Annotated in this window: 24 protein-coding genes; 10 read left to right on the forward strand and 14 right to left on the reverse strand. The window is 66.3% G+C overall.

The genetic code is table 11. From position 1 onward, the window contains the following. Positions 1-87: 87 nt before the first annotated feature. The 3 genes from A1351_RS22650 to A1351_RS22660 all read right to left on the reverse strand — a co-directional run bounded on the left by A1351_RS22650 (position 88) and on the right by A1351_RS22660 (position 2968). Positions 88-1650 carry a DNA polymerase Y family protein gene (locus tag A1351_RS22650; protein WP_083967467.1) on the reverse strand — a complete coding sequence of 521 codons (1563 nt, stop codon included), beginning with the start codon at positions 1648-1650 and terminating at the stop codon, positions 88-90. Further along, positions 1577-2350 (reverse strand): hypothetical protein, encoded by a 774-nt coding sequence (locus A1351_RS22655; RefSeq protein WP_245291710.1) that lies wholly within the window; start codon positions 2348-2350, stop codon positions 1577-1579. The genes A1351_RS22650 and A1351_RS22655 overlap by 74 nt, the downstream gene beginning before the upstream one ends. A gap of 429 nt (positions 2351-2779) precedes the next feature. Beyond that, entirely contained in the window at positions 2780-2968 is a 189-nt protein-coding gene (locus A1351_RS22660; RefSeq protein ID WP_018267040.1) for a 4Fe-4S dicluster domain-containing protein, read from the reverse strand. A 247-nt stretch (positions 2969-3215) separates the two neighbouring features. On the opposite strand from A1351_RS22660, the gene A1351_RS22665 reads away from it, so the two are divergent. Next, positions 3216-4511, forward strand: coding sequence for an O-acetylhomoserine aminocarboxypropyltransferase/cysteine synthase family protein (locus A1351_RS22665; RefSeq protein WP_064033995.1), 1296 nt, complete (start codon positions 3216-3218; stop codon positions 4509-4511). A gap of 1 nt (position 4512) precedes the next feature. Here the strand turns inward: A1351_RS22665 and A1351_RS22670 are convergent, their stop codons facing one another. Continuing rightward, positions 4513-5925, reverse strand: coding sequence for a cytochrome P450 (locus A1351_RS22670; protein WP_064033996.1), 1413 nt, complete (start codon positions 5923-5925; stop codon positions 4513-4515). Between the two features lie 220 nt (positions 5926-6145). Here A1351_RS22670 and A1351_RS22675 point away from each other — a divergent pair, with 220 nt between their 5' ends. Then, positions 6146-7810: an acyl-CoA dehydrogenase family protein gene (locus tag A1351_RS22675; RefSeq protein WP_064033997.1), complete on the forward strand. Its 1665-nt coding sequence runs from the start codon at positions 6146-6148 to the stop codon at positions 7808-7810. Between the two features lie 308 nt (positions 7811-8118). Then, complete coding sequence (locus A1351_RS22680) at positions 8119-8367, forward strand: DUF2442 domain-containing protein (RefSeq protein WP_024878401.1); 249 nt, start codon at positions 8119-8121, stop codon at positions 8365-8367. Between the two features lie 40 nt (positions 8368-8407). On the opposite strand, the gene A1351_RS22685 is transcribed toward A1351_RS22680, so the two are convergent. After that, positions 8408-9013 carry a hypothetical protein gene (locus A1351_RS22685; RefSeq protein WP_157096473.1) on the reverse strand — a complete coding sequence of 202 codons (606 nt, stop codon included), beginning with the start codon at positions 9011-9013 and terminating at the stop codon, positions 8408-8410. Positions 9014-9203: 190 nt separating this feature from the next. Here A1351_RS22685 and A1351_RS22690 point away from each other — a divergent pair, with 190 nt between their 5' ends. Beyond that, positions 9204-9668 carry a host attachment protein gene (locus tag A1351_RS22690; protein WP_024878403.1) on the forward strand — a complete coding sequence of 155 codons (465 nt, stop codon included), beginning with the start codon at positions 9204-9206 and terminating at the stop codon, positions 9666-9668. A gap of 52 nt (positions 9669-9720) precedes the next feature. Here the strand turns inward: A1351_RS22690 and A1351_RS22695 are convergent, their stop codons facing one another. Beyond that, positions 9721-10527 carry a transporter substrate-binding domain-containing protein gene (locus A1351_RS22695; RefSeq protein ID WP_024878404.1) on the reverse strand — a complete coding sequence of 269 codons (807 nt, stop codon included), beginning with the start codon at positions 10525-10527 and terminating at the stop codon, positions 9721-9723. A gap of 140 nt (positions 10528-10667) precedes the next feature. Between A1351_RS22695 and A1351_RS22700 the strand changes: the two genes are divergently transcribed. The 4 genes from A1351_RS22700 to A1351_RS22715 all read left to right on the forward strand — a co-directional run bounded on the left by A1351_RS22700 (position 10668) and on the right by A1351_RS22715 (position 15632). Then, positions 10668-12626, forward strand: coding sequence for a glycosyltransferase (locus tag A1351_RS22700; RefSeq protein ID WP_083967468.1), 1959 nt, complete (start codon positions 10668-10670; stop codon positions 12624-12626). A gap of 4 nt (positions 12627-12630) precedes the next feature. Next, positions 12631-12924: a ribbon-helix-helix domain-containing protein gene (locus A1351_RS22705; RefSeq protein WP_024878406.1), complete on the forward strand. Its 294-nt coding sequence runs from the start codon at positions 12631-12633 to the stop codon at positions 12922-12924. A gap of 270 nt (positions 12925-13194) precedes the next feature. Continuing rightward, positions 13195-15177 carry a protein meaA gene (locus tag A1351_RS22710; protein ID WP_064033998.1) on the forward strand — a complete coding sequence of 661 codons (1983 nt, stop codon included), beginning with the start codon at positions 13195-13197 and terminating at the stop codon, positions 15175-15177. A gap of 191 nt (positions 15178-15368) precedes the next feature. Beyond that, complete coding sequence (locus tag A1351_RS22715) at positions 15369-15632, forward strand: hypothetical protein (protein WP_064033999.1); 264 nt, start codon at positions 15369-15371, stop codon at positions 15630-15632. Between the two features lie 24 nt (positions 15633-15656). Here the strand turns inward: A1351_RS22715 and A1351_RS22720 are convergent, their stop codons facing one another. The 4 genes from A1351_RS22720 to argH form a co-directional block, all read right to left on the reverse strand. Further along, positions 15657-16178, reverse strand: a complete 522-nt coding sequence (locus A1351_RS22720; protein ID WP_064034000.1) for a hypothetical protein — start codon at positions 16176-16178, stop codon at positions 15657-15659. 34 nt (positions 16179-16212) lie between these two features. Continuing rightward, positions 16213-17487 carry a diaminopimelate decarboxylase gene (gene lysA / locus A1351_RS22725; protein WP_064034001.1) on the reverse strand — a complete coding sequence of 425 codons (1275 nt, stop codon included), beginning with the start codon at positions 17485-17487 and terminating at the stop codon, positions 16213-16215. 10 nt (positions 17488-17497) lie between these two features. Further along, positions 17498-17767, reverse strand: a complete 270-nt coding sequence (locus A1351_RS22730; RefSeq protein ID WP_024878410.1) for a lipoprotein — start codon at positions 17765-17767, stop codon at positions 17498-17500. Between the two features lie 262 nt (positions 17768-18029). Continuing rightward, complete coding sequence (argH, locus tag A1351_RS22735; RefSeq protein ID WP_064034002.1) at positions 18030-19415, reverse strand: argininosuccinate lyase; 1386 nt, start codon at positions 19413-19415, stop codon at positions 18030-18032. 22 nt (positions 19416-19437) lie between these two features. On the opposite strand from argH, the gene A1351_RS22740 reads away from it, so the two are divergent. Both A1351_RS22740 and A1351_RS22745 read left to right on the forward strand, forming a co-directional pair. After that, positions 19438-20112, forward strand: coding sequence for a TlpA disulfide reductase family protein (locus tag A1351_RS22740; protein ID WP_064034003.1), 675 nt, complete (start codon positions 19438-19440; stop codon positions 20110-20112). 10 nt (positions 20113-20122) lie between these two features. After that, positions 20123-20695 carry an NUDIX hydrolase gene (locus tag A1351_RS22745; RefSeq protein ID WP_064034004.1) on the forward strand — a complete coding sequence of 191 codons (573 nt, stop codon included), beginning with the start codon at positions 20123-20125 and terminating at the stop codon, positions 20693-20695. 18 nt (positions 20696-20713) lie between these two features. Here A1351_RS22745 and A1351_RS22750 read toward each other — a convergent pair whose 3' ends face one another. The 4 genes from A1351_RS22750 to purL all read right to left on the reverse strand — a co-directional run bounded on the left by A1351_RS22750 (position 20714) and on the right by purL (position 24615). Continuing rightward, positions 20714-21472 (reverse strand): class I SAM-dependent methyltransferase, encoded by a 759-nt coding sequence (locus A1351_RS22750; protein ID WP_083967469.1) that lies wholly within the window; start codon positions 21470-21472, stop codon positions 20714-20716. A gap of 271 nt (positions 21473-21743) precedes the next feature. Further along, positions 21744-22088: a Grx4 family monothiol glutaredoxin gene (grxD, locus tag A1351_RS22755; protein ID WP_024878415.1), complete on the reverse strand. Its 345-nt coding sequence runs from the start codon at positions 22086-22088 to the stop codon at positions 21744-21746. A 77-nt stretch (positions 22089-22165) separates the two neighbouring features. After that, positions 22166-22396, reverse strand: a complete 231-nt coding sequence (locus A1351_RS22760) for a BolA/IbaG family iron-sulfur metabolism protein (protein WP_064034005.1) — start codon at positions 22394-22396, stop codon at positions 22166-22168. A 14-nt stretch (positions 22397-22410) separates the two neighbouring features. Beyond that, positions 22411-24615, reverse strand: coding sequence for a phosphoribosylformylglycinamidine synthase subunit PurL (gene purL, locus A1351_RS22765; RefSeq protein WP_064034006.1), 2205 nt, complete (start codon positions 24613-24615; stop codon positions 22411-22413). Positions 24616-24828 lie beyond the last annotated feature (213 nt).

Consider the following 24828-nt stretch of genomic DNA (forward strand, 5'->3'; position numbering starts at 1 on the left):
ACGTCGCGAGGAGAGCATGGTTCGGTTTCGCCCCGAAGCGTGACGATAAGATGACGCGGCGGCCCGGACTGTCATGAGGGCGGGCCGTCAGAACAAGCCATGCACGAACCAGCGCGGCGGCTGGCTCTCGCGGTCGAGGAGCCCCTCGCGAAACAGCCAGAAGCGTCCGCCCTCCCGATCCTCCACATAGAAATAGTCGCGGGTGGCGGCGTTTTCCGGCGCGCTCCACCATTGCGGGGCGATGCGCTCCGGCCCCTCATAGGCCGCGAGCTCGTGCAGCAGCCGGCGCCAGCGGAAGCGTAGCGGCGGTCCGTCGGGCGTGAGCGCCACCGCCTCGATCGGCTCCGGCCGCTCGAACAGCCGCAGCGGCCGCGCCGGGACGCCCTCGCGGAGATAGGGAGGCGGCGCTGCCTCCTCCACCGCCGCGGGGGCTGGGCCGGAGGCGGGCCGCAGCGTGACGGCGAGCTCTGGAATATGCGAGGCCTGCGGATAGACCCGCAGCACGCGGCGCGGCCCGAGCCGCGCGCCGAGTCGATCGACGAGATCGTCCAGCCGCGCGTCATGCGCATTTGCCCGTCCGGCGAGGCCGAGATCCTCCTGCGGCTCGGCGCAGCGCTCGACGCGCGCGGCGCCGAGCCGCAGCACATCATAGCCATAGCCCGTGTCGAGCCCTTCCTCCGCCAGCACGGCGAGGCGCTCGCGCAGCAGCAGGGCGATCGTCCCGGGATCGCGCAGCGGCCGGCTGGTCCCCGTTTCTATATGCGCGACGGCGCCGTCGACGCGGTAGAAGACCGCCTCCAGCTCCCGCGCGCCGACGCCATGGCGCTCGAGCAGCAGGCACAGCTCTTGGGCGAGGCCGTGCAGCGTGCGCTCAATGTCCTCCTGCCGCGTGAGGCCTTCGGGAAAGCGGCGCTCGGCCATGAAATCCGGGGCTTCGAAGCGCGGCGAGATCGGCTCGCGGCGGCGGCAGGCGATGGCGTCGAGCCGCGCCATGGCCTCCGCCCCGAGCCGCGCCGTGAGTGGCGCGCGCGGCCGCGCCAGCAGATCGCCGAGGCTGCGCAGGCCGGCGCGATCGAGCCTGAGGCGCGCCGCCGCATCGAGATCGAGCGCGGCGATGGGCAGGCCGGCGGCGATCGCCTCCAGCTCCTCCCCGGTCGCTCCCTCCGCGACATGGCGCAGGCGGGAAAAACGCGCCAGCGCCCGCGCCAGCGCCGGGCCGGGCGCGATCGCCGCTCGCGCCGCAAAGCCCTGGGCGGCGAGGCGGCGCTCGACCTCCGCCAGCAGCGCCGCCTCGCCGCCGAAGAGATGCGCCGCTCCCGAAATATCCATGAGCAGCCCATGCGGCGGATCGGCCGCTGCGAGCGGGGTGAAGCGGCGGCACCAATCGGCGATCCGCCCCAGCAGCTCGGCGTCGGCTCGGGGGTCGGCCTCGGCCAGCCGCAAGGCGGGGCGCATGGCGCGTGCGTCGGCGACCGCCATGCCGGGGGCGAGCCCGGCCGCCTCGGCGCGGGCGTCGACGGCGGTCAGCCGTTCGGCGCCGGCGAGATTGGCCCAGACGGCGAAGGGCGTCTCCGCCTCAGGCGAAGGCGCGCTTTTGCGCGCAAGCCGGTCGGTCGAAAGGCGCGGCAGATGCACGGCGAGGCAACGCATGAAACTCGGCCTCCTCATAGTCGAAGACGATGTCGCGCCAAGCCTGCGGGTCGAAGGCGCCGACGAGGCCGCGCGCCTTGACGACGCGCAGACGAAAAGCGGGCGGACCGGGCAGGGGCCGCGGCGCGCCCTCGGCCCGCGGCGGCGGCGCGGCGGCGGCGATCTCGAAGCGCGCCTCGGCGGCGCTGGCGAGCCTTTGCGCGGCGCCGGCCGCGCGCGGCAGCAGCAGCAGGCCGGCGCATTCGCCGCGGCGGGCGGCGAGCGCCAGCCGGCGCGAGGCGGTGAGGTCATAGGCGCCCGCATCGGCCCAGCTCTCGGCGATGACGACGGCGGCGCCGCTCTTCAGCGCCTCTTCCATGGCCCAGAGCGTCTCGCGCGGACGGTGCGTGCGCGCCAGCACCAGAAGCTCCGGAGGCAGGCCCGCCGCCTGCAGTCCCCGCCCATAGGGCAGGCCGAGCTCGCGCGCCGCCATATCCTCGGCGATCCAGACGATCCCGCCCTGCGGCCGCAGGCGCAGCCGGCTCAGCGCCAGAGCGAAGGCGAAGCCCGCCGCCGCCGCCGCGTCGGTCGGCCGCGCCGGCACGGCCTCGCGCAGGCCGCCGCGGCCGGGATCGAACAGGCGCGACAGCCCCTCGTCCCGTGGAACGGCCGCAGGCGCGGGCGCGCCGCCCGCCTCCAGCGCGGCGATCCGACGACGCAAAAAAACAATGCGTTCCGATGAGCCGCTGCGCGACATCGGGTCCCCGATCTCCAGATTGTTGCCTATTTGTTCTCATGCTGACTCCGCTGAGGGGGAGAGTCAAGCAGGGGAGATTTTGGGGTTTCCCCGGCGACCGGCGGCTTTTGCGATCGACGAGAAAGGCCTATGGCAATTCAACTCGATCGGAGCCGGATCTATGCCGAATCTGCGGTGAGCGGGCCGTCGAACTGAAACCGAGCCTGCCGGCGCAAAAAATGACCATCACGATTGGATGAAGAGTTTTTCGAGTGAGCTGCATTGCGGCAGCCGGAGCGCACAAAAGCGCTTTGACGCCCTCACCTTTGAAAACAAAAATACTTCCGCCTCTCCCCGGAGAAACTCCGCCGGGGAGGGCTGCTCATATCGCCGACTATCTCGTCGCGTCTGGCGTCACGCAGGGACGCAAGTGTCGGGAACCGGACAAACCTCGGCGCAATGCGGAGACTCGCCGTCGCATTCCGTGCACTTCTTGGGGTCGATGATATAGGTGTCGCCCTTCATGCGAATGGCGGCGGTCGGACAGTCGAACTCGCAGGCGCCGCAGACGGTGCATTGCGACGCGATAATCTTCAAGGCCATAATACTCTCCCCGATCGGTTTGGGACGCGGCGCCCGCGAAACGGCGCCGCGCGTCTCGACGCGACAGACGGGGTAAGCAAGAATCGTTTCAATTTACCGCGGGCCGCTGCGAGACGCTTCCGCTCGCGACGGATGGTCGCGCGGGCGGAGACAGGCGACGCCTTTAAACCCCACATTGCCCGTAGACTAATAATCCGGTTTAATCCGGCCCGCGAGCGCGCCGTGGCGCCAAAAAACGAGGACGGAAATGCCGATCGACAGCAAGCATCCCGAGACACTGGCCCTCCACGCCGGCTGGCGTTCCGATCCGGCGACCGGCGCCGTCGCGCCGCCCATTTATCAGACGACCTCCTACCAGTTCCGCGACACGGAGCACGCCGCAAATCTCTTCGCGCTGAAGGAGCTGGGCAATATCTACACGCGCATCGGCAATCCGACGACCTCCATTCTCGAGGAGCGTCTCGCCGCGCTCGAGGGCGGCGTCGCGGCGCTCGCGCTTTCTTCCGGCCAGGCGGCCTCGGCTTTCGCGCTGCAAAATCTCGCGCGCGCCGGCGACAATGTCGTCGCCTCCACCGATCTTTATGGCGGCACCTGGAATCTCTTCGCCAATACGCTGAAGGATCAGGGCCTCGAGGTGCGCTTCGTCGATCCGAGCGACCCGGAGAATTTCCGCCGCGCCACCGACGATCGCACGCGCGCCTATTACGCCGAGACTCTGCCCAATCCCAAGCTCACCGTCTTCCCTATTGCGGAAGTTGCGGCGATCGGGCGCGAATACGGCATTCCGCTCATCGCGGACAACACCGCCGCGCCGCTATTGGTGAAGCCCTTCGAGCATGGCGCGGCGATCGTAGTCTATTCGACGACCAAATATATCGGCGGCCATGGCACGTCGATCGGCGGCGCCATCATCGACGGCGGCAATTTCGATTGGGAGAAATTTCCCGAGCGTCAGCCCGCGCTCAACACGCCGGACGCGAGCTATCACGGCGCCGTCTGGGTGGAGGCGGTCAAGCCGCTCGGCCCCGTCGCCTATATCATCAAGGCGCGCACGACATTGCTGCGCGATCTCGGCGCCGCGGTTTCGCCCTTCAACGCCTTTCTCACTTTGCAGGGCATAGAGACTCTGCCGCTGCGCATAGAGCGTCACGTCTCCAATGCGCAGGCGGTCGCGGATTTTCTGTCGAAGCGTTCCGAGGTGACGAAGGTCATTCATCCCTCGCGCCAGAGTGGCGCGGAGCGCGAGCGCGCCGATAAATATCTGAAGGGCAAATATGGCGCGCTGGTCGGCTTCGAGCTCGCCGGCGGCCTCGAGGCCGGCCGGCGCTTCATCGATGCGTTGAAGCTCTTCTATCACGTCGCCAATATCGGCGACGCCCGCAGCCTCGCCATTCATCCGGCGACGACGACGCATTCGCAGCTGTCGCCGGAAGCGCAGCTCGCGACCGGCGTCACGCCCGGCTACGTGCGTCTCGCCATCGGCATAGAGCATATCGACGATATTCTCGCCGATCTCGACTCCGCGCTGAAGGCCGCGGCCTGAGTCACGGAACCTCAGCGTCATGCGCCGCCGCCTGTCGGGTCGGCGCATGATGCGCGAGCGGCGTCAGGCGCAGCGGCAGCGCGCCTTTCGGCCGCATGGCGAAGGTCGGCGCCAGCTCTAAACGATGGCCGGGGACGGTCTCGAAGCGGAACTCGCGTAGCAGCGTCGCGACGATGGTCGCCATCTCCGTCAGCGCGAAGCCCATGCCGACGCAAATGCGCGGCCCGGCGCCGAAGGGCAGATAGGCGTAGCGATGACGCGCCTTCACCTGCTCTGGAGAGAAACGGTCGGGGTCGAAGGCGGTGGGCTGCTCCCAGAGCTTCTCGTGCCGATGCAGGCACCAGATGAGCACATAGACCGGCTCCTTCGCGCCCACGCGATAGGGGCCGAGCGTCGTATCCTCGCGCGGCTGGCGGCCGAGCGCCGCGAAAGGCGGGAAGAGCCGCATCGATTCCTGCAGGACCTGCCGGGTGAAGGCGAGGTTTTCGACGGACTCCGGCGTGATTTCGCCGTCGCCGGCGACGCGCTCCGCCTCCTCGCGGGCGCGCTCCTGGCTCGCCTGATCCTTGGCGAGCAGCCAGAAGGTCCAGGCCAGCGCCACGGCGGAGGTCTCATGGCCGGCGAGCAGAAAGCCGTGGAGATTGGCGACGAGCTCCGCGTCGGTCATCACCCGGCCGCTCTCCGGGTCCTTGGCCGACAGCAGAAGGCCGAGAATGTCGCGCGTCGGCTCGGGCCGGGCGCGGCGCTCGGCGAGCAGCTTCACCGTCTCCTCATGCACGAAGCGCGAGCCGGCGCGCGCCGAGAGCAGGCCCGGATAGGGCGTCCAATCCGGCGGCAGGCGGAACATCACGGCCAGCATGCGCCAGGCGAAGCTGCCGAGCACTGGCCGCAGCGCCGCGATGAAGCGCTCGCCGTCGAAATTCTCCGAGGCGCCGAACACCGCTTTCTCGATCACGGCGAATGTCGTGCGTGACATGGCCTCGGTGATGTCCACCTCGGCGCCGTCGCCGAGACGGCGCCATTCCTCGGCCTGCGCCTGCGCGCAACGCACGAAATAGGGCACGAGCGCCAGAATATTTTCGTAGCGAAAGGCCGGCGAAATGGCGCGCCGCTGCCATTTCCATTCCGCGCCTTCCGAGAAGAACAGCGTGTCGCCCTCGACAGGCCCGCGCAGCGCCTTGGCGGCGATGTCGTCGCGGCGAAAAGCTTCGGCGCGCGAGACCAGCAGCTCCTCGATCAGCTCCGGTTTCACGACATAGTGCATGCGCGGGAAAAAGGGCCACAGGCCTTTGGCGGTGAAGAAATCGGTCCGATAGGCCTCGGGCGCATAATTCTCGAGGTAATTGCGCGTCACCGCCCCATAGGACGGCTTTTTCCGCGGGGTGAAGGGCATGAAATCGGGATCGTGAAACATGAGGGCCTCCGCAATGATCGAGCTCGGCGGCCCGATGCTATCGGAGCGAAATTCGCTTTTTCTGTGATCTCGGGGGCGGAGCCCGCCTTTTGCCCGATCCAGCCCTAGGAGCCGGCCCGGACGCGGAACGGTTGCGTCCTCCCGCGATTGGCGGCATTTAGAAAAAATCCTGTCACCACCCCCGGCCCCGCCGGGCCTGTCCCAGAAAGAGCGAGAGAGAATGAGCGCGACCGAGACCACCTCCACGAACTGGCTGCCCGACGCCAAGGCGGCTTTCGCCTCCGTGGAGGCGCTGTACGGCCGCGCGCTCGCCGCCGTCCGCGCCCGCGTCACCAAGGACGGCAAGCTCTCCAATGAGCTGATCGAGGTGGAGCAGCACGCCGCGCACGGCCTCTCCTGGTTCGCCACCTATGTGCAGAGCCTGCGCGAGCTGCTCGCCTACGCCGATCGGCTCGAAGCCGAGGGCGCCTATGGCGAGGTGGAGAATCTGCTCACCCGCATCGCCTTTGCCGAATATTTGGCGCAGGTCTTCGGCGGCATTCCGATGAGCCAGGGCGAGATGGTCCGCCTCTCCGATTTCGGTCTTTCGCCCGCCGATATCGCCGCCGCCCATATTCCGCAGGTGGACAGCCTCATCGCCTCCGGCCTCACCAGCGCCAATCGCGCCCGCCTCGCCGAGCTGATCGACCACAACGGCGCCGCCGAGACGATCGGCGCCACCGGCCTCGACGAGACGCTGGAAGCGATCCGCAGCGAGATGCGCAAATTCGCCGGCGACAATGTGACGCCGCATGCGCATGAGTGGCATTTGAAGAACGACTACATCCCGCTCGAGGTCATCGCCGGCCTTTCCGAGATGGGCGTGTTCGGCCTCACCATCCCCGAAGAGTACGGCGGCTCCGGCATGGGCAAGATCGCCATGTGCGTCGTCTCGGAGGAGCTGTCGCGCGCTTACATCGGCGTCGGCTCGCTCGGCACGCGTTCCGAGATCGCGGGCGAATTGATCCTCGTCGGCGGCACGGAGGAGCAGAAGCAGAAATATCTGCCCAAGATCGCGTCCGGCGAGATCCTGCCCACCGCCGTCTTCACCGAGCCGAACAATGGCTCCGATCTCGCGAACCTGCGCACCCGCGCGACGCGCGAGGGCGACGTCTACAAGGTCGTCGGCAATAAGACCTGGATCACCCATCCGGTGCGCGCCGATGTGATGACGCTGCTGGTGCGCACCAATCCGAACGAGAAGGGCTATAAGGGCCTCTCCATGCTGCTGGCCGAAAAGCCGCGCGGCACGGATGAGAATCCCTTCCCCGCAAAGGGCATGACCGGCGGCGAGATCGAGGTGCTCGGCTATCGCGGCATGAAGGAGTTCGAGATCGGCTTCGACAATTTCGAGGTGCCGGCCGAAAATCTTCTCGGCGGCGAGGAGGGCAAGGGCTTCAAGCAGCTGATGGAAACCTTCGAATCCGCCCGCATTCAGACGGCGGCGCGCGCGCTCGGCGTCGCCCAGGCGGCGCTCGATCTCGGCCTGCGCTACGCCAAGGAGCGCGTGCAATTCGGCAAGCCGCTGTTCGCCTTCCCGCGCGTCTTCGACAAGATCGTCACAATGGCGATCGAGATTCACGTCGCCCGCCAGATCACCTACTTTGCTGCGCGGGAAAAAGACGAGGGCAAGCGCTGCGATCTCGAGGCCGGCATGGCCAAGCTGCTCGGCGCGCGCGTCGCCTGGGCCGCGGCGGACAATGCGCTGCAGATTCACGGCGGCAATGGTTTTGCCCTGGAATATCCGGTCTCCCGCGTCCTCTGCGACGCGCGCATCCTCAATATTTTCGAGGGCGCGGCGGAGATTCAGGCGCAGGTGATCGCGCGGCGTTTGCTGGAAGGCTGAGGCGGGAAATTGGGGCGAGGCGGCTGCAAACCGTCTGCCTCGCCCCGGCGCCCTCGTCCTGAGGAGCCCGCGCAGCGGGCGTCTCGAAGGACGGGCCAAGGGCGAAGTCGTCGGCTCTTTTCCCACTCCGCGCCAGCGCTGAAACGCGACGATGCGGAGGCGGCCCGTGCTTCGAGACACGCCTTTCAGGCGCTCCTCAGCACGAGGGGACTGTTTTTCTGGTGTCGAAGCGCAGGGTTTCGTGCGGGCCTTGCGCGAGTTGGAACAGATCGTCCAAGATCGGGCCGATGACATCGGGAGGGCTTGGCGTGAGCATTTCGGCTAAATCCGTGCGCTTCGATGACGACAGCTTCTGGGTCGAGCTATCGGACGGGCGCACTCTCGGCGTTCCGCTCACATGGTTTCCTCGGCTGCTGCACGCGACCGGAGAGCAGCGCCTCGCTTTCACGATCAGCGACGAGGGCCTGCACTGGGACGCGCTCGACGAGGATATTTCCATACCAGGCCTGCTCGCCGGCCGCGGAGACCAGACGAAGCATAAGCAGGCCGCGGCGTAGGTCCGGCGCGATCGCGGCGAGCGGGCCGTGAGGCGCACGCTCATTTCTCAAAATCGATTTTCCATTTGCCTTCGGCGAAGCGCGCAAAGGCCTTTTTCTGTTCGCCGCTGCCCATTTGCGAGACCTCGATCGTGTCCTTGTCGATCCAGCGCGAGACCTCCCAATCGCCCTTCAGCTGCGCCTCCAGCTCTCGCGACGGCGGAAAGCGATCGAGCCGCCACACCCCGAACGGGCTTTCCACCGATCCGGGCTCGGTGTCGGCCATTGCTGCGAGACGGGCGCCGTCGGGAGAAAAGACCGGCCGATCGCCGAGCACGAGCTCTTCGCCGGAATCGAATTTGAACAGCCGATAGCCGCCCCCCTCATAGGCCGACCATTGCACCACATAGATTTTTTTACCCGGCAGATAGCCGAGCAGGAAATACTTCTTGCAGGCGTCGACATTGTCATAACCCCCGCACGCCTTCGCATTGCCGTCGAAGGAACGCTTGCGACCCGCAGCGAAGGACAGAGTGAGGCGCTCTCCGCTTCGCGTCGCCAAACCGCCGGTCGCGGCGAGACATTTGGCCTCCTCGGCCTCCTCACATCCGATCGCAGGCGCCGCAGACTGGGCGCGCGCCGTCGAAGGCGGCCAAAAAAATAGCATCGAAATCGACAGAAAAAGAAAAACGAACCGCATTTCATCGTCTCCGCTTCGCGCAAGTCTAACGCGGTCGTCTTCCGCCATGCAACGAAGCCGACGCGCCCGCCTGAAGCGCGGCAATCGACCACGGTTGCCGTCGCCCCTCGGCGTTCCCAGATGGAGTCATGTGGGTCTACAACGAAAGACGAAAAACATGACCAATATTGCCGTTCACAATGGGGCCTGGGTTCTCGTCGGCGACGGCCGCAGGGCCCTGTTTCTGCAAAATCACGGCGATCCCGATCTGCTCGACCTGCGCGTCGTCGAGGCGCGTGTGGACGAAAACCCCGCGACGCGCGACCAGGGAAGCGATGCGCCGGGCCGCGTTTACGGCACGGCGGGAGCGCCGCGCAGCGCCGTGGAGAACGCCGACTGGCACGAGCTGGAGAAGGAGCATTTCGCCAGAGCGATCGCCGAGCGCATCAATACCGCCGCGGAATCCGGCGAATTGAGCGAGGTCGTCATCATCGCCCCGCCGCGCGTGCTCGGCGAGCTGCGCCAGGAGCTGAGCCATAAGGCCAAGAGCAAGGTGAAGGGCGAGCTGGACAAGGATTTGACCCGCCATCCTTTGCCCGAGATCGAGAAGGCCCTCGCGCGCGAGTTCCGCGCGGAAGGGTGAGGATTCGGCTCCCGCCCCTCGCGCGTCTTCGGCGGCGAGGGGACGGGGCCTTTCAATAAGGCCCCACGGGAAAATATTTCAGATAGAGCTCGGCGTAGACGCCCTTTTGCGCGACGCGCGCCAGCGCGTAATCCAGCGCGCGGCGCAGAGCCACATTGTTCTTCCGCACCGCCACGCCGACGCCATCGCCGAAAAATGCGGGATCGGCGTAAGGCCCGTCCTTGAACATGCAGCAATCGGCCGCGTCGGCGCCGTTCAGCCAAAAGGCCAGCGAGATGGCGTCGCCGAACATCGCATGGGCGCGGCCCTCCTTCAGCGCCGTGCGCGCCTGCTGCGCGCTGGGATAGGTCGCGAGCGTGGAGGCGGGGAAGAATTTGCGCAGATAGGCCTCATGCGCGCTGTCGGCGGCGACCGCTATCGTGCGATCGGCGAGCGCCTCGGGCGTCGCGCCGGGTAGCACCGAATCCTTGCGCACCACGAAGCGGCCCGGCGTCGTGTAATAGGGCTGGGTGAAATCCACCTTCTTGCGCGTCTCGGGCGTGATGGCGAAAGAGGCGATGGCGGCGTCGCCGGCGTTCTCGTCCAGTGCGGCGACCAGCGTGTCCCAGCGACGGCGCTGAATGGTGCAGGAGAGCTCCAGCTCCTCGCAAATGGCGCGCGCCAGATCGACGTTGAAGCCGGCGATGGTTCCGTCCGGCAGAGCGAAATCGAAGGGCGGAAAATCATCCTCGGTGAGGAAGCGGATCTGCTTGATCGCCGAGAGATCGGGCTTCTCCAGCTTGCGGGCCGGGTCCCAGAAGGAGGGCGCCGCCGCGACGACGTTGTCCGCGGCGCCGGCCGGCGCGGTGACGGACACCATGACCGCTGCGAGCGCGCAGCGTAAGCTTGTCAAAGTTTCGCTTCTGCGCCAAGCTTCCGCCACAGTTCTTTTCTCGCACATCATTCGAGGCCTCGCAGCCGCCCGGCGCGGCAGAGCCCGCGCGTCGCGGAGATTAGCGTATGAGCGTGAATCCGGTCGATAGGGTTTCGCCGTATCCGCCGGCGCCCCATCGCGACGAAAGCGCCGCTTTCGCGCGCCGCCGCGAGCCCGAGTCCACGCTCGCCCGCCAGCGCGCGCGCCCGGCGCCGGAGACGCCCGCGCCCGGCGCCGGCCGGCCGCTTCCCCCGGAGATCGCCTTTCTCGCCGCCCATGGCGCGCCGCTGGTCATGCTGCAATATGGCGCGACGATCGCCCGGCGGCAGGGCGTGAAAGCGGACGCCGCGCTGATCGCCGAAGGGCTGATCCCGGAGGAGCGCTTCTATCGCATTCTGGCGACCGAGCTGCGCGTCCCCTATCTCGACGCGCCGCCCGCGCTGGAGCCGTCCGAGAGCCTGGAGCAGGACGCCGCGCGCGGCTACGCCCGCCTCGCCGAGGCGCCGCGGGGGATGCGCTGGCTGTTCGCGCCGCGTGGCGACGACATCGCCCGGCTCGTCGGCGTGACGCGCTCCTCCGCCGGGCGGCCGCTCTTCGCCATCACGCGCCCCTCCCATTTCGAGGAGGCGCTGCGCCGCTCCTCGGCGCGTCGGCTGGCCGAGGCCGCCGCCTATTCGGTGGAGCGCGTCGCGCCGGAGCTGGCGGCGCGGCGGGCGCTCGGCGGCCGCGCGCCCATCGCTTTCGCGCTCGGCAATCTCATTCTGCTCGCGGCCTGGCTCTCGCCGGCCGGCGCGCTCTCGCGCGCGGCCTCGGCGCTGCTCGCTCTGCTGTTTCTCGCCAATATCGGTCTGCGCCTCTATTTCTGCGCGATCCGCAAAGAGGCGCGCGGCGCCGCGCCGGCGCTGGAGGAGCGCGATCTGCCGCTCTATTCCATCATCGTGGCGCTCTATGACGAGGCCGGCGTGGTGCCGCAATTGACCGAGGCGCTGGACGCGATCGACTATCCGCGCGCCAAGCTGGACGTCAAATTCGTGGTCGAAAGCGACGACGACGCGACCGCCGCCGCGCTGCGCGCCGCGCATCTGCGGCCGGGGTGGGAGATCATCGTCGCGCCGCCCGGCGCGCCGCGCACCAAGCCGCGCGCGCTCAATGTGGCGACGCCCTTTCTGCGGGGCTCGCTCGTCGCCGTTTTCGACGCGGAAGATCTGCCCGACCGCAGCCAGCTGCGCGACGCCGCTGCGCTATTCGCCGTCGCGGATGAAAATCTCGCCTGCCTGCAGGCCAGCCTGTTCATCCACAATCATCGGCGCAGCTGGATGACGGCCATGTTCTGCATCGACTACGCCGTCCTGTTCGATGTGATCGACAAGGGCGCCTCGGCGGCGGGCCTGCCCTTTTTTCTCGGCGGCTCCTCCAATCATTTTCGCCTTTCCGCGCTGCGCGCCGTCGGCGCCTGGGACGCGTTCAATGTGACGGAGGACGCTGATCTCGGCCTGCGGCTGGCGCGGCGCGGCTATGCGGTCCGCACCTTCGCCTCGCGCACGCAGGAGCAGGCGCCGACGCGCTTTACCGCGCTGGTGGCGCAGCGCAGCCGCTGGATGAAGGGCTGGATGCAGACGGCGCTGGTCCATTGCCGCGACCCTTCCGCCTATTTCGCCGATCTCGGCGCCGCGCGCGGCGCGACAGTGCTGGCCCTATTGGCGGGCGGTTTCGTCGCGCCGCTGCATGCGCCGATCTTTCTTCTCTGCCTCGTCCATGACGCGGGCTTCGGCGCGCTGCTGGCGCCGAAGACGCTCGCCGACGGCCTCGCCAGCGGTCTCTTCTGCCTCATCGCCGCCGGCGGTCTCGCGGCCAGCGCCTGGCCGCGCGCGGTCGCCATGGGCGAGGCGGATATGCTCTGGCTCTGGCCGGCGCTGCTGCGCTGGCCGCTGTGGAGCCTGATGCTGGCCCTCGCCTCCTGGCGCGCCTTGCGCGAGCTGTGCGTCAGGCCATTCTATTGGGACAAGACAGAACATTTTCCGATCGCCGGAGCGCGGAACCGATGAGACCATGACCCGCAAACGCGCGCGCGCGCCCTCGACGAGGGCCGCGACCTCCGAGGCGACGGCGGCGGAGGACAATTCTTCGACCGTCGCCAAGCATTCGCTGGTCATCGCCGGCCACAGCACCAGCGTGTCGCTGGAGCGCATTTTCTGGGAGGCGCTGAAGGCGGCGTCCGAGGAGGAGGGCTGCTCGCTCGCCGGCCTCGTCGCCCGCATAGACGCCGGCCGTGGCCGCGCCAATCTCTCCTCGGCTTTGCGCGTCTATGCCATGGAGCGGGCGCTCGGCCGCAAGAGCGGCTGACCTGGGCCGATCAGGTAAACGCCCCAATGGGCGCGCTCACCCTCCCCTTCAGGGGGAGGGTCGGATGGCGCAGCCATCCGGGGTGGGGTTCCACGAAAAAGACTCGGGCGTTCACCCCCTCCCGATCGCCTTCGGCGCTCGACCTCCCCCCTCGAGGGGGAGGTGGAAACGCCTTTCCGTGCGCCGCTTCTCGTTCACCCGATCGCCCTGGCGCCCGCTTCCGTCCCGCCTGCGTCTTATGTTATCGCAAGTCCCGGAGGGACCGAACACATGACCGAATCCGCACCCCGTCGCGACAAGCCCTGGCTGTTCCGCACCTATGCCGGCCATTCCACGGCCAAGGAGTCGAACCTTCTCTATCGCTCCAACCTCGCCAAGGGCCAGACGGGTCTCTCCATCGCTTTCGATCTGCCGACCCAGACCGGCTATGACAGCGACCACATTCTCTCGCGCGGCGAGGTCGGCAAGGTCGGCGTGCCGGTGTCGCATCTCGGCGACATGCGCACGCTGTTCGACGGCATTCCGATCGCGGATATGAACACGTCGATGACCATCAACGCCACCGCCGTCTGGCTGTTCGCGCTCTATATCGCCGCGGCGGACGAGCAAGGCGCGCCGCGCGGAAAGCTGCAAGGCACGACGCAGAACGACATCATCAAGGAATATCTTTCGCGCGGCTCTTATGTGTTTCCGCCGGCGCAGTCGCTGCGGCTGACGCAGGACCTCATTCTCTTCACGACGAAAGAGTGTCCGAAGTTCAACCCGATGAATGTCTGCTCCTACCATCTGCAGGAGGCCGGCGCGACGCCGGCGCAGGAGCTGGCCTATGCGCTCGCCACCGCTTGCGCCATTCTCGACGGGGTGAGGACCGCCGGCCTTTCGGAAAAGGATTTCGCCGAGGTCGTCGGACGCATCTCCTTCTTCGTCAATGCCGGAATGCGCTTCGTCACCGAGCTGTGCAAGATGCGCGCTTTCGTCGAGCTGTGGGACGAGATCACCCGCGATCGCTATGGCGTCACGGACGAGAAATCCCGCCGCTTCCGCTATGGCGTGCAGGTGAATTCTCTCGGCCTCACCGAGCAGCAGCCGGAGAACAACGTCTATCGCATATTGATCGAGTCGCTGGCCGTCGTGCTGTCCAAGAATGCGCGCGCCCGCGCCGTGCAGCTGCCGGCGTGGAACGAGGCGCTCGGCCTGCCGCGGCCCTTCGATCAGCAATGGTCGCTGCGCATGCAGCAGATCATGGCCTATGAGACCGACCTTCTGGAATTTGGCGATATTTTCGACGGCAATCCGGTGATCGCCAAAAAGGTCGCGGCGCTGAAGGAAGAGGCCGTCGCCGAGCTGAAGAAGATCGACGAGCTGGGCGGCGCCGCCGCGGCGGTCGAGCTCGGCTATATGAAGTCGAAGCTGGTCGAATCCAATACCGCGCGGCTCGAGTCGATCGAGGCCGGCGAGCAGATCGTCGTCGGCGTCAATAAGTTCACCGAGGGCGAGCCTTCGCCGCTCACTGCGGGCGACAATCAGATCATGGTCGTGCCGGAGCATGTCGAGGCCGAGCAGATCGCGCGGCTGAACGCCTGGCGCGAGCAGCGCGACGCCAAGGCCGCGCAGGCGGCGCTCGACGAGCTGGTCCGCGCGGCGAAGGAAGGCCGCAATATGGTCGAGCCCTCGATCGCCGCCGCCAAGGCCGGCGTCACGACGGGCGAATGGGGAACCGTGCTGCGCGGCGTGTTCGGCGAATATCGCGCGCCGACCGGCGTCTCCGCCACGGCGCGGCAGGTCGGCGGCCAGCTCGACGCGGTGCGCGAGGAGGTGCAGCGCGTCTCCACCAAGATCGGCCAGCGCGCCAAATTCCTGGTCGGCAAGCCGGGTCTCGACGGCCATTCCAACGGCGCCGAGCAGATCGCCGTGCGCGCCCGCGACGCCGGCTTCGACGTGATCTATGCCGGCATTCGCTCGACGCCCGCGGAACTGGTCGAGACGGCGCAGAAGGAAGGCGCGCATTGCGTCGGCCTCTCCATCCTCTCCGGCTCGCATGTCACGCTGGCGCATGAGGTGCTGCGGCTGATGAAGGAGAAGGGCCTCAGCGAGGTGCCGCTGGTCGTCGGCGGCATCATCCCGCCGGCGGACGAGAAGCTGCTGCGCGAGAATGGCGTGGCGGCGGTCTACACGCCGAAGAACTATGATCTCAACGCGATCATGACCGATCTCGCGCAGATCATCGAGAAGAGCGTCGAGGGGCGGGCGTAAGCCCCCTCCCCAGCCCTCCCCCGCTTTGCGGGAGAGGGAGCAGACTCCGCCCAAGACAACGGTTTGGGCAACGCCGGCCGCCCCTCTCCCGCAAAGCGGGGGAGGGTGAGGGAGGGGGCCAGCAGAATCGTCAGGACGAATGTCGTCGCGGGAAAGTTGAACGGAGCCGCCGACATGCTATCTTTGCGTCTATGACCGCTCTGACGATCGACACCCTCGCCATCGTGCAGGTTTTACGCAAGAGAGGCTTCTCGGAAGAGCAGGCCATCGGCGTCGTCGAGGCGTTTCGCGAGATCGACGCCGGCCTTCTCGCCACCAAATCGGATATTCGCGAGGTCGAGGCCAAGATCGAGACCTCCTCCGCCAACCTCAAGGTCGATATTTTCCGCTGGCTCGTCGTCACGCAAATGGCGCTCGGCGGATTTCTGCTCGCGGCGCTGAAGTTCTTGAGCTGAGCCGGGCCTGGGCCGAAAGACCCGTCAAAAACATTCCTTTGCCACCTTCGCGATGGCTTTCGAGCGGCCGCGGTCGGTCGACGCCTGATAAATGTCCAGCACCTTTTCGTCGGCCAGCAATTGAACCGACACCTTCTTCGCTTTGGCCCATTTCTCGAAGAATTCCTTCGGAAGGCCTTCGATCGTCGGCGTCCACATCGACGGTCCGCTTTCGTTCATATTCAGTCGATCGATGGCGAATTTCTCGGCCGCGCCGTCCATCACGAAATTGATCGAAGGATAGGCCCCGGATTTGACCAGTTCCGCCAAGGCGGAGAGCTTGAAGGCGACGTCGAGATGGACATTCTTCTCGCAGGCGCCGGAGACGAATACCGACTCGCCTGAAGAACCGCTCGTAAAGCCGAATTTGGCGGGACTAGCGTCGTTTTTCGCCTCGAAGAACCAAGTGGCCTCCTCCGTCAGCGCCGGCGTTCCCGTAAGGAGGAGCGCGCAAACAGCCAGGAGCAGCGCCGACGCCGGCAATTCAAAAGACGAAAAACTCCGCATGTATACGCCTTTCAAAAATACGACGCGAAGCCCCTTACTTCCGCAGCCACTCCGGCACAGCGTCCAGCGCGATCAGCTGCTCCACGCTCGGGCGCTCGCGCACCACGGCCCATTTGTCGCCATCGACGAGAACCTCCGGCACGAGCGGGCGGCTGTTGTAGGTGCCCGCCTGCACCGCGCCATAGGCGCCGGCCGTCAGAATGGCCAAGAGATCGCCCTGCGCCGGCTCCGGGATGGAGCGGCCGAGCGCGATGTAATCGCCGGTCTCGCACACCGGCCCGACGACATCGGCAATAATGCGCGGATGCGACGGCGCAGCCTGCGCGACCGGGATCAGCTCGTGCCAGGCGTCATAGAGCGTCGGGCGCACGAGATCATTCATGCCAGCATCGACGATGACGAATGATTTGGCCTCGCCCTGCTTCACATAGAGCACGCGCGTGACCAATATTCCCGAATTGCCGACGATGAGCCGTCCCGGCTCGAACAGCAATTTGCACCCGAGCCCGGCGATATGTCGGCGCACGATTTCGGCGTAGCGATCCGGGTGATAAGAGGCCGGGTCCTCGCCCTCGTGATAGGGAATGCCGAGCCCGCCGCCGAGATCGACATGGGAGATTTTGTGCCCATCGGCGCGCAGCCCCGCGACCAGCTCGGCGAGCAAAGAGAAAGCCTCGTCGAAGGGCGAAAGATCGGTGATCTGCGAGCCGATATGCATATCGACGCCCGTGACCTCGAGGCCGGGCAGCTTCGCCGCATGGGCGTAGATTTCGCGCGCGCGCGACAAAGGCACGCCGAATTTATTCTCGGCGAGGCCGGTCGAAATTTTGGCGTGGGTCTTGGCGTCGACGTCGGGATTGACGCGTAGCGAGACATGCGCGCGCTTGGCCTTAGCGGAGGCGATGCGGGAAATCTCGGCGAGCTCGGGCTCCGACTCCACATTGAAGCAGAAAATGCCCTCGTCGATGGCGAGCGCGATCTCGGCCTGCGTCTTGCCGACGCCAGAAAATGTGATCTTGCTCGCGGGAACGCCAGCGGCGCGGGCGCGCTTCAGCTCGCCGCCGGAGACGACGTCCATCCCCGCGCCGAGGCCGGCGAGCAGCGTCAGCACGGCCTGATTGGAATTGGCCTTCAGCGCATAGCAGACCAGAGCGTCGAGCCCGGCGAAGGCCGCCGAGAAGACCTGGAAATGCCGGCGGATCGTCGTCGCCGAATAGCAGTAGAAGGGCGTTCCGACCTGCTCGGCGATTTTCGCCAACGGAACATCGTCGGCGTGCAGCGCGCCGGCGCGATAGTCGAAGTGATGCATGTCGCTCGTTTCAGTCCAGCAGGGGATCGAGGATGAAAGGATATTGCTCGGGCGGCCGATAGCCCGGCGTGCCGGGGATATATTCCACCGCCTTCACATCCTCGGCGACCGGCGTCTTGCCGCCGACAGGCGTCAGCGTCGTCTTCTGCACGACCACGGCCTTGGGCCGCGCCGCGACCTCCGGCGGATAGTCGAGCGGGCCGCGCCGTCCGCAGCCGGAGAGCGCAAGCGCGAGAATCAGAAGCGTCGCCGCCGAACGCGGCCGGAGCAGATCAGCCATATGTCTCATCCATCGGAGCCGGATCGGGCCGGCACTATAGACGAAAGCGCGCGGATGACGAGACCGCGCGCTCACTCTCACAGGGTGATCGGGTGAAGGTTTCCTCATCCTGAGGAGCCCGCGTAGCGGGCGTCTCGAAGGACGAGGAACCTTCGTGCGCCGCCTTCTGGAGCTCGCCCTCGTGCTTCGAGACGGCTCCTGCGGAGCCTCCTCAGCATGAGGGCGAGGGTGGCGGCCCTTCACCCGATCGCCCTGCTCACTCTCACTTCTTCGCCAATTGCTTCAGCCAGCGGCGCGCCTGCTTGCGCACATTCTCCGGCGCCGTGCCGCCGTAGCTCACGCGGCTCTTCACCGATTTCTCGACGCCGAGCACGCTGAACACATCCTCAGTGATGCGCGGCTCGACCTCCTGCATCGTCTCCAGCGGCAGCTTCTCGAGGCCGACATTGCGCTCGGCGGCGATGCCGACGATGCGGCCCGTCACATGATGCGCCTCGCGGAACGGCAGATTCAGCGCGCGCACCAGCCAATCGGCGAGGTCGGTCGCCGTGGCGTAGCCGGCGCCCGCCGCCTTGCGCATTCGGGGGCGATCGACGCTCATGTCGCGAATCATGCCGGCCATCGCCGCCACGCAGAGCGTGAAATTGTCGAGCGCGTCGAATGTGCCTTCCTTATCCTCCTGCATATCCTTGGAATAGGCGAGCGGCAGGCCCTTCATCACGACAAGCATCGCCTGCAGCGCGCCGATGATGCGTCCCGTCTTGCCGCGCACCAGCTCGGCGGCGTCGGGATTGCGCTTCTGCGGCATGATTGAGGAGCCGGTGGTGAATTTGTCGGAGAGCGCGACAAAGGCGAATTGCGAGGTCGTCCACAACACGATTTCCTCCGCGAAACGCGAGAGATGCGTCGCCGAGATCGCCATTGCGGAAAGCGTCTCCAGCACGAAATCGCGATCGGAGACGCTGTCCAAGGAATTGGCCGTCGGCCGCGCGAAGCCGAGCGCTTTCGCCGTCTTCTCGCGATCGATGGGGAAGGAGGTGCCGGCCAGCGCCGCCGCGCCCAGCGGCGATTCGTTGAGCCGCGCGCGGGCGTCGGCAAAGCGGCCGCGGTCGCGCGCCAGCATTTCGACATAGGCCAGCAGATGATGGCCGAAAGTGACGGGCTGCGCCGATTGCAGATGGGTGAAGCCCGGCATGACGCTGCCGGCCTCCTCCAGCGCCTTCTCGGCGAGGGCGAGCTGGAGATCGGCCAATTGCGCGTCTATGTCGTCGATCGCGTCGCGGACATAGAGGCGGAAGTCGGTCGCCACCTGGTCGTTGCGCGAGCGCGCCGTATGCAGCCGTCCGGCCGCCGGGCCGATGAGCTCGGCGAGGCGGGACTCGACATTCATATGAATGTCCTCGAGCGCGCGCGAGAAGGTAAAGCGCCCCTCCTCGATTTCGCCGCGGATTTGTTCTAGACCACGCGTGATGGCGGTGGCGTCCTCGGGCGCGACTATGCCGGTTTCGGCCAGCATGGCGACATGCGCGAGCGAGCCTCTCACGTCCTGTGGACCGAGGCGCTTATCGAAATCGATGGAGACGTTGATCGCCTCCAGAATCGCGTCGGTTGCGCTTTGAAAGCGGCCGCCCCATATTTTGCTCGTCATAACTCCTCGCGGAACAGGATCGATGACCGACCAGATGGAAAGCTCCAGCCGAGGCAATCTGCCGAAAATCGCGGGCGCGACTCTCGTCGTCGCCGCCGTCGCCGGCGTTCTATACGTGAACGGCGGCTCTAGCGGCAAGACGAGCGCGATGAGCCAGGCCTGCGCCGCCTCCCGCGACACCTCGCAGCGCGTGTCGGCGCTCGCCAAGGGCGAGGTCGCGGCCATGGCCATAGCGAGCGCGCCCGAGCCCATGCCGGAGGTGACCTTCACCGGGCCGGACGGCCAGAAGCGCAAGCTCGAGGACTTCAAGGGCAAGACCGTGCTGCTCAACCTCTGGGCCACATGGTGCGTGCCCTGCCGCGGCGAAATGGCCGCGCTGGACCGTCTGCAGGCGGCGGCCGGCTCGGACAAGTTCGAGGTGGTGACGATCAATGTCGACACCTCCAGGCTCGAACGGCCCAAGGCCTTCCTCGGCGAGATCGGCGCGAAGAATCTCGCCTATTACGCCGATCCCAAAGCGGAAATCTTCTTCCAGCTGCGCCAGAGCGGTCAGGCGCTGGGCCTGCCGACGACCTTTTTGATCGACGGCTCCGGCTGCCAGATCGGCCTGATGCAGGGTCCGGCCAATTGGGATTCGGAAGAGGGCCGCTCTCTGGTGACGCGCACGGCGGAGCTCTCCTCGCGGCCGACGCCCTGAGGATGGCGCTTTGACCGACGACATATTGCGGCCCTGGAAGGTCCGCTCCTCGCAGACGCTCGTGCAGGATTCTTGGCTCACGCTGCGCGCGGATCATTGCGTGACGCAGCGCGGCGTCTCGCTCGATCCCTATTACGTGCTGGAATATTCCGATTGGGTCCATGTCGTCGCGCTGGACGAGGAGGACCGTCTGCTCATGGTGCGCCAATATCGCCATGGCGCCGGCGTGGCGTCGCTGGAGCTGCCGGGCGGCAGAATGGACCCGCATGAGAGCGATCCCGTCGCCGCCGGGGCGCGCGAGCTGCTGGAAGAAACCGGACACGCCGCGCCATCATTGCGACATTTGGCGCGTCTTTCGCCCAATCCGGCGACCCACACCAATTGGATTCACGTCCTCTATGGCGAGGGCGCGAAAGAGGTGGCGCCTCTGAATCTCGACAGCGGCGAGGATATTCGCGTCGAGCGCGTCCCCTGGCGCGAGGCGCTCGATCTCGCGCTCGGCGGGGCCATCGTTAATGCGCAGCATGTAGCCTTGCTGGCGATCACTTTCGCCCGCATGAAGGGCGTGACAATCGGCGGGTGACGATCAGCGGCGGCTGCGTCACTGCTGGCGGATGAACAGGCAGACCGAGGTCGAGAGCGGGGCCGGAAGAATTCTGTGGAGCAGGTTGAAGGCTCGATAGAGCCAGGGACTTCCAAAATAATAGGAGGGCTCGCCGCTGTCGTAGTAGTGATAGACCGGCTTCCCGCGAAAGACCCGCTTTGCTTGTTGTGGGCTGTTCAATCGGTAGAATGTCGGGAAAATATCTGACGCATCGCGGCCGGGCTGAACCGACTTCAGCACCCCGACGTGGAATCTGTTCGGTAGAAGATTGCTCGCCAGCCTGACGTAGCCCCACCGGTTCGGCGTCCGCGCGCAGATATAGCCTTCCGGCTTTAGAACTCTCAAGAGCTCCTTGGCGACGACCTCGGGATGTTCGAGGTGCTCGAAAGTCGTATCAGACACGATGAGATCGAAAGCTCCATCCGGGAAGGGCAATGGCGCGTCGGGTACGAGCAGCGCCTGCTCATGCGAGCAAGGATGGCTCAAGACAGCTTCGTCTATGTCGGCCGCCGTGACTCGTGCGCCCGTCGTGCGCAAGTCCCGAAGGTGGCGACGGTAGGCGGATTGCGTGTCCGACCAGAACGCGCCGCGCCCAGCGCCGAAGTCGAGGACATTTTCGACTTTTTCGCGCAACATGATGGCCTTCACGAAATTGTAGAACCGGATCGTTCCATCCTGCGCTGTGAAATCGTCGATCGCTTTCTCAGCGTGAACGCAATAGGAGATATCCATCATCGGCTCCGATCCAGCAAACATGCGCCGATCGGCGAAAAACTGCGCGGCGCGATCTGGCGTGCGCAGGATATTCCATACCGCGGGCAGGGCTGGCTATCGGAGAGAGTCCGTAGGTGTGGTGCGAGCGCACGCTTTGCCGCATCGACAGCAAATCTCGTGGGCCGGAAGCCGGCCCTCACGGTGCAAATGAAATCCAGCGAATCGAGCCGCGGACGCAATTACGCGTCCGCGGCGAGCGGCCGCCGTGCAAAAACAGAGCGGACCGGCGGATAGAATGGCTGGCGCCGGTTTCTTACGCCTTGGCCGTCTGCCCGTGCGGAATGCCTTCCTTATCGAAGAGCGCGGTCAGCTCGCCGGACTGGAACATCTCGCGGGTGATGTCGCAGCCGCCGATGAACTCGCCCTTCACATAGAGCTGGGGAATCGTCGGCCATTGCGAATAGGCTTTGATGCCGTCGCGAATGAAGGGATCGGCCAGCACATTGACGCTCTTGAAGGGAACGCCGACATGGCCGAGAATCTGGCAGACCTGCATGGAGAAGCCGCACTGCGGCGCGGCGGGCGTGCCCTTCATGAACAGCACGACATCGGCGCTGTCGATCTCGTTCTTGATCGCGGTAGTGGTGGATTCGGACATTGGGATTACCTCGTCTAGCGGAATTCAAGGTTCCGTTGCAGGCGGCCCGGCGAGCGCCGCCGGGCGTAGAAACGATTTTAGAGAGCGATCGTGGTCAGCGCCAGAGCATGCAGCTCGCCGCCGAGGCGCTCGCCGAAAGCCTTGTTGACCATCTGATGCTGCTGCACGCGGCTCTTGCCGCGAAAGGTCTCCGACTTCACCGAGGCGGCCCAATGATCGCCGTCGTCGGCGAGCGCGGTGATCTCGATCACGGCGTCCGGAATGGCCGCCTTGATGAGACGCTCGATTTCAGTTCTTTCCATCGCCATTGCGCTTCGACCTCCTAAAAGCCTAGAGCGAAGACGCTGTCGTCCCCGGCCATATAGGCCGGCAACGGCGCCTGCTGCGCATGTTGCACGTCGCAAAGCAATATCGGCGCCTCGCCGGGAAGATGCAACTCGTTTCCGCCGGTCGCGCCGAGAGCGAGAACCGCCACGCCCGCGGCCTTCGCATCGACCTCGATCGCCGCCGCTTCCGCCGGCTCGGCCACGACCAGATAGCGCGCCTGATCCTCGCCGAAGAGGACCGCATGGGCCGGGCCTTCCGGCAGGCGGTCTATGGTCGCGCCGACGCCGCCGGCGATCGCCATTTCGGCGAGCGCCACGGCGAGGCCGCCGTCCGAGAGATCATGGACGGCGAGCGCCCGCTGCTCGAGCACGAGCGCGCGCACGAAATCGCCATTGCGCTTCTCGGCCTCGAGATCGACCGGCGGCGGCGCGCCGTCGCGGCGGCCGGCGAGATCGCGCAGATAGAGCGACTGGCCGAGCCAGCCTGTCGTCTCGCCGATGAGCAGAATGGTCTTGCCGCCCTCGGGCAAAGCGATGGTGGAGGCGAGCGCGACATCCGATATCACGCCGACGCCGCCGATCGCCGGGGTCGGCAGAATGCCCGTACCCTGCGTCTCATTGTAGAGCGAGACATTGCCGGAGACGATCGGGAAGTCGAGCGCCCGCGCCGCCTCGCCAATGCCTTGCAGGCAGCCGACGAACTGGCCCATGATCTCGGGCTTTTCGGGATTGCCGAAATTGAGATTGTCGGTGAGCGCCAAAGGCTGGCCGCCGCGCGCCGAAATATTGCGCCAGGCCTCCGCGACAGCTTGGCGGCCGCCCTCCGCCGGATCGGCCGCGCAATAGCGCGCCGTTACGTCGGTGGTCAGAACCAATCCCTTGCGCCCCTCGCGGATGCGCACGACGGCGGCGTCGCCGCCCGGCGCGCGCACCGTATTGCCGAGGATCAGATGGTCATATTGCTCCCACACCCAGCGCTTGGAGCAGAGGTCCGGCGTCGCCAGCAGGGCGAGCAGCGCGCGCGCATTGGAGCCGAGCGGCGCGATCGAAGCCGCATCGAGAACCGGCGGCTTTGGCGTCGGGACATGGGGGCGGTCGTAGAGCGGAGCCTCGTCGCCCAGTTCCTTGATCGGCAGATCGGCCTCGACGACGCCCTTATGCTTGACCACGAAACGCAGATTATCGGTGGTCTTGCCGATGATCGCGAAATCGAGGCCCCATTTCACGAAAATGGCCTCGGCCTCTTTCTCCTGCTCGGGCTTCAGCACCATGAGCATGCGCTCCTGGCTCTCCGAGAGCATCATCTCATAGGCGGTCATGCCTTCTTCGCGGCAGGGCAGGGCGTCGAGATCGAGTTCTATGCCGAGATTGCCCTTGGCGCCCATTTCCACGGCTGAAGAAGTGAGGCCGGCCGCGCCCATGTCCTGGATCGCGATGACGGCGCCCGAGGCCATCAGCTCGAGACAGGCTTCGAGCAGAAGCTTTTCCGAGAAGGGGTCGCCGACCTGCACGGTCGGACGTTTCTCCTCGGCGTCGGCCTCGAAGGAGGCGGAGGCCATGCTGGCGCCGTGAATGCCGTCGCGGCCGGTCTTGGAGCCGAGATAGACGATCGGATTGCCGACGCCGGCCGCCGCCGAATAGAAAATCGAATCCGTGCGGGCGAGGCCGACCGCCATGGCGTTGACGAGAATATTGCCGTCATAGGATTCGTCGAATTCGGTCGAGCCGCCGACCGTCGGCACGCCGAAGGAATTGCCATAGCCGCCGACGCCGGCGACCACTCCGGCGACCAGCCGCCGCGTCTTTGGATGCGCCGGCTTGCCGAAGCGCAGGAGATTCAAACAGGCGATCGGCCGCGCGCCCATTGTGAAGACATCGCGCAATATGCCGCCCACGCCCGTCGCCGCGCCTTGATAAGGCTCGATGAAGGACGGGTGGTTATGGCTCTCCATCTTGAAGACGCAGGCGTCGCCCCCGCCAATGTCGATGACGCCGGCGTTCTCGCCCGGCCCTTTGATGACCCAGGGCGCTTTGGTGGGCAGCTTGCGCAGATGAATGCGCGAAGACTTGTAGGAACAATGCTCGTTCCACATGGCCGAGAATATTCCGAGCTCGGTGAGGCTCGGCGCGCGGCCGATCAGCGCGACGATGCGCTCATATTCCTCTGTCTTCAGCCCATGCGCCAAGGCCGCTTCGAGCATTGTGTCTCCCCCGCCGGACGCGGCCTCGCCGCGGACTTCGGCTCGTGTTTCGGGTAAGTCGAATTGTCGCAGCCGCGACCGAGCTTTCCGAGCGGGCGGCGCCGACGAATCTCCCGCTATTCTGCCGTTTCGCCCCAGAAAGGCCGCAGAATCCGGCGGTTCGCCCCCCGATTAATAGGATCGCCGCGCAATGGCAACTGTCGCGAGCTGTTG

This window comes from Methylosinus sp. R-45379 (assembly GCF_001644125.1).
Taxonomy (GTDB): Bacteria; Pseudomonadota; Alphaproteobacteria; order Rhizobiales; family Beijerinckiaceae; genus Methylosinus.

Coding starts and splice junctions, on each gene's coding strand:
- A1351_RS22760 (WP_064034005.1), bottom strand. CDS start 22,396: ATGGCGATGGAAAGAACTGAAATCGAGCGTCTCATCAAGGCGGCCATT.
- A1351_RS22740 (WP_064034003.1), top strand. CDS start 19,438: ATGACCGACCAGATGGAAAGCTCCAGCCGAGGCAATCTGCCGAAAATC.
- A1351_RS22715 (WP_064033999.1), top strand. CDS start 15,369: ATGACCGCTCTGACGATCGACACCCTCGCCATCGTGCAGGTTTTACGC.
- grxD (WP_024878415.1), bottom strand. CDS start 22,088: ATGTCCGAATCCACCACTACCGCGATCAAGAACGAGATCGACAGCGCC.
- A1351_RS22675 (WP_064033997.1), top strand. CDS start 6,146: ATGAGCGCGACCGAGACCACCTCCACGAACTGGCTGCCCGACGCCAAG.
- A1351_RS22690 (WP_024878403.1), top strand. CDS start 9,204: ATGACCAATATTGCCGTTCACAATGGGGCCTGGGTTCTCGTCGGCGAC.
- A1351_RS22665 (WP_064033995.1), top strand. CDS start 3,216: ATGCCGATCGACAGCAAGCATCCCGAGACACTGGCCCTCCACGCCGGC.
- A1351_RS22685 (WP_157096473.1), bottom strand. CDS start 9,013: ATGCTATTTTTTTGGCCGCCTTCGACGGCGCGCGCCCAGTCTGCGGCG.
- A1351_RS22670 (WP_064033996.1), bottom strand. CDS start 5,925: ATGTTTCACGATCCCGATTTCATGCCCTTCACCCCGCGGAAAAAGCCG.
- argH (WP_064034002.1), bottom strand. CDS start 19,415: ATGACGAGCAAAATATGGGGCGGCCGCTTTCAAAGCGCAACCGACGCG.
- A1351_RS22720 (WP_064034000.1), bottom strand. CDS start 16,178: ATGCGGAGTTTTTCGTCTTTTGAATTGCCGGCGTCGGCGCTGCTCCTG.
- lysA (WP_064034001.1), bottom strand. CDS start 17,487: ATGCATCACTTCGACTATCGCGCCGGCGCGCTGCACGCCGACGATGTT.
- A1351_RS22710 (WP_064033998.1), top strand. CDS start 13,195: ATGACCGAATCCGCACCCCGTCGCGACAAGCCCTGGCTGTTCCGCACC.
- purL (WP_064034006.1), bottom strand. CDS start 24,615: ATGCTCGAAGCGGCCTTGGCGCATGGGCTGAAGACAGAGGAATATGAG.
- A1351_RS22660 (WP_018267040.1), bottom strand. CDS start 2,968: ATGGCCTTGAAGATTATCGCGTCGCAATGCACCGTCTGCGGCGCCTGC.
- A1351_RS22750 (WP_083967469.1), bottom strand. CDS start 21,472: ATGTTTGCTGGATCGGAGCCGATGATGGATATCTCCTATTGCGTTCAC.
- A1351_RS22705 (WP_024878406.1), top strand. CDS start 12,631: ATGACCCGCAAACGCGCGCGCGCGCCCTCGACGAGGGCCGCGACCTCC.
- A1351_RS22650 (WP_083967467.1), bottom strand. CDS start 1,650: ATGCGTTGCCTCGCCGTGCATCTGCCGCGCCTTTCGACCGACCGGCTT.
- A1351_RS22695 (WP_024878404.1), bottom strand. CDS start 10,527: ATGGTGTCCGTCACCGCGCCGGCCGGCGCCGCGGACAACGTCGTCGCG.
- A1351_RS22700 (WP_083967468.1), top strand. CDS start 10,668: ATGAGCGTGAATCCGGTCGATAGGGTTTCGCCGTATCCGCCGGCGCCC.
- A1351_RS22730 (WP_024878410.1), bottom strand. CDS start 17,767: ATGGCTGATCTGCTCCGGCCGCGTTCGGCGGCGACGCTTCTGATTCTC.